Origin of the sequence: Streptomyces sp. NPDC007205 (assembly GCF_040634095.1) — a bacterium.
In the GTDB taxonomy this organism is placed as follows: domain Bacteria; phylum Actinomycetota; class Actinomycetes; order Streptomycetales; family Streptomycetaceae; genus Streptomyces.
The window spans coordinates 1-1,431 of the sequence record NZ_JBEYEW010000178.1 but is presented as its reverse complement, the minus strand read 5'-3'; the positions used below and the strand labels follow the sequence as shown (position 1 = coordinate 1,431).

Below are 1,431 nucleotides of genomic sequence, written 5' to 3'. Positions count from 1 at the left end.
GCAAACTGCGGTGCTCGACCAGCCGGATCACCAGCCTCGTCCAGGCCGTCCTCACCCTCCATCTGACCAGCTCAGAGTGAAGATGGAAAAGGCTCCTTGTCCGTGCCCTCCTGCAGGGCGGCCAGCAGTGGCGGCCTTTACAGATTCACCAGCAGCGGCGAGCCAAGTGGGCCAGGTCCCGCAGGCCCGCTGTGGCACCAGGCCCTGGCCGTATGCGCACCGGCAGTTCGCTTCGCAGCTCACTCGGCGGAACTGGCAGCATGTCCTGTGCCGCCAAACCCGATACCACCGATGCCCTGTGCCGCCCCCGCATAGAGACCGTCATGCCGTTCGTTCCAATGTCGGCAGACAACCGTGCAAGCCCGCGGTCCTCACCGGCCGTCTTTCTCTTGATCAAGCTGATTTCCTTCGTCGCATCAGGGATGCCCGAGTAGTCGGTCGGGAGAGTCCCACGCGTCATGCAGGTGGCGTGTGCGGGTCTTATAGGGGAAACCCTTTCTTAAGGAAAGGGCCCACCTCCAAGGAGCGGTAGAGCGTGAGTAAGCAGTTGTTGACCCTCTCGAGGCATAGGATGGCAGCCGTTCTTACGGCCGCTGGTATCGCCGTAGGTTCTCTGGTTCTGTGGGGATCCCCGCAAGCCACAGCAGCAGTGAATTCTTGTGATGGTCCCGATCGGGTTGACGGGCCTCCTCCCACGGGCTCCTCAACCTGCGCACCGGTGGACCTGGCCATCGCCGAGAATGGTCCTGCTTTTGCGCGGCAGGGTGATCCCGTTGAATACAAGATCGTGGTGGCAAATTTTGGGCCCGACACGTCTTCAGGGTGGACTGTTAAAGATCCATCCCTCCCGAAGGCGCTGGTGAGACCCCGGGCTAGCACCCCGGATTGCTCCATCACGGGTAGGACGCTCACGTGTCATGGCAGCTCGCTGGAAAAGGGTCATAGCACTGCTATCACCGTTACTGGTGTCGCCGGACCCGAGAGTGAGAGGTTTACTGACTCCGTCGCCGTCAATGGTAACGAATCTGATCCGGACCTCTCAAACAACGTCTCATCGGCCAGTACTAATATTGCGCCTTCGAGTAAGGTTCGGGCGCAGCCCCGGACCGATCGCGCGGTGAAGTCCAAGGGTGGCCACGCTCATCATGGCAAGCGGTCCACCCGTTCGAGCAGCCGCTCAAAATACGGGTCAACCACTCGTACCCACCGGCCCGCACACCGGGCCGGGAAGCATTAAATGCGACAACGCGACGGTATAGCTTGGCCCTTCAGGCGGAGATCGGTGGGAGAGTCGGAGACCGCCGGTCTCCGCTGTCGGGTAGAGTATTTTTGTGTGCTTAGACGGTGTCCTATGTGGTGAGGCGGACGAGTCGCTTGTAGCAGCACAGGGCGGCGGCGAGACCGAGAAAGGCCAGGTAGTTGCGGGAGTGG

Annotated in this window: 1 protein-coding gene; it reads left to right on the top strand. The window is 61.3% G+C overall.

Annotation, left to right across the window (positions count from 1 at the left end; all coding sequences use genetic code 11):
- Positions 1-571 precede the first annotated feature (571 nt).
- Complete coding sequence (locus ABZ624_RS43075) at positions 572-1,237, top strand: hypothetical protein (protein WP_360101235.1); 666 nt, start codon at positions 572-574, stop codon at positions 1,235-1,237.
- Positions 1,238-1,431 lie beyond the last annotated feature (194 nt).

Coding starts and splice junctions, on each gene's coding strand:
- ABZ624_RS43075 (WP_360101235.1), top strand. CDS start 572: ATGGCAGCCGTTCTTACGGCCGCTGGTATCGCCGTAGGTTCTCTGGTT.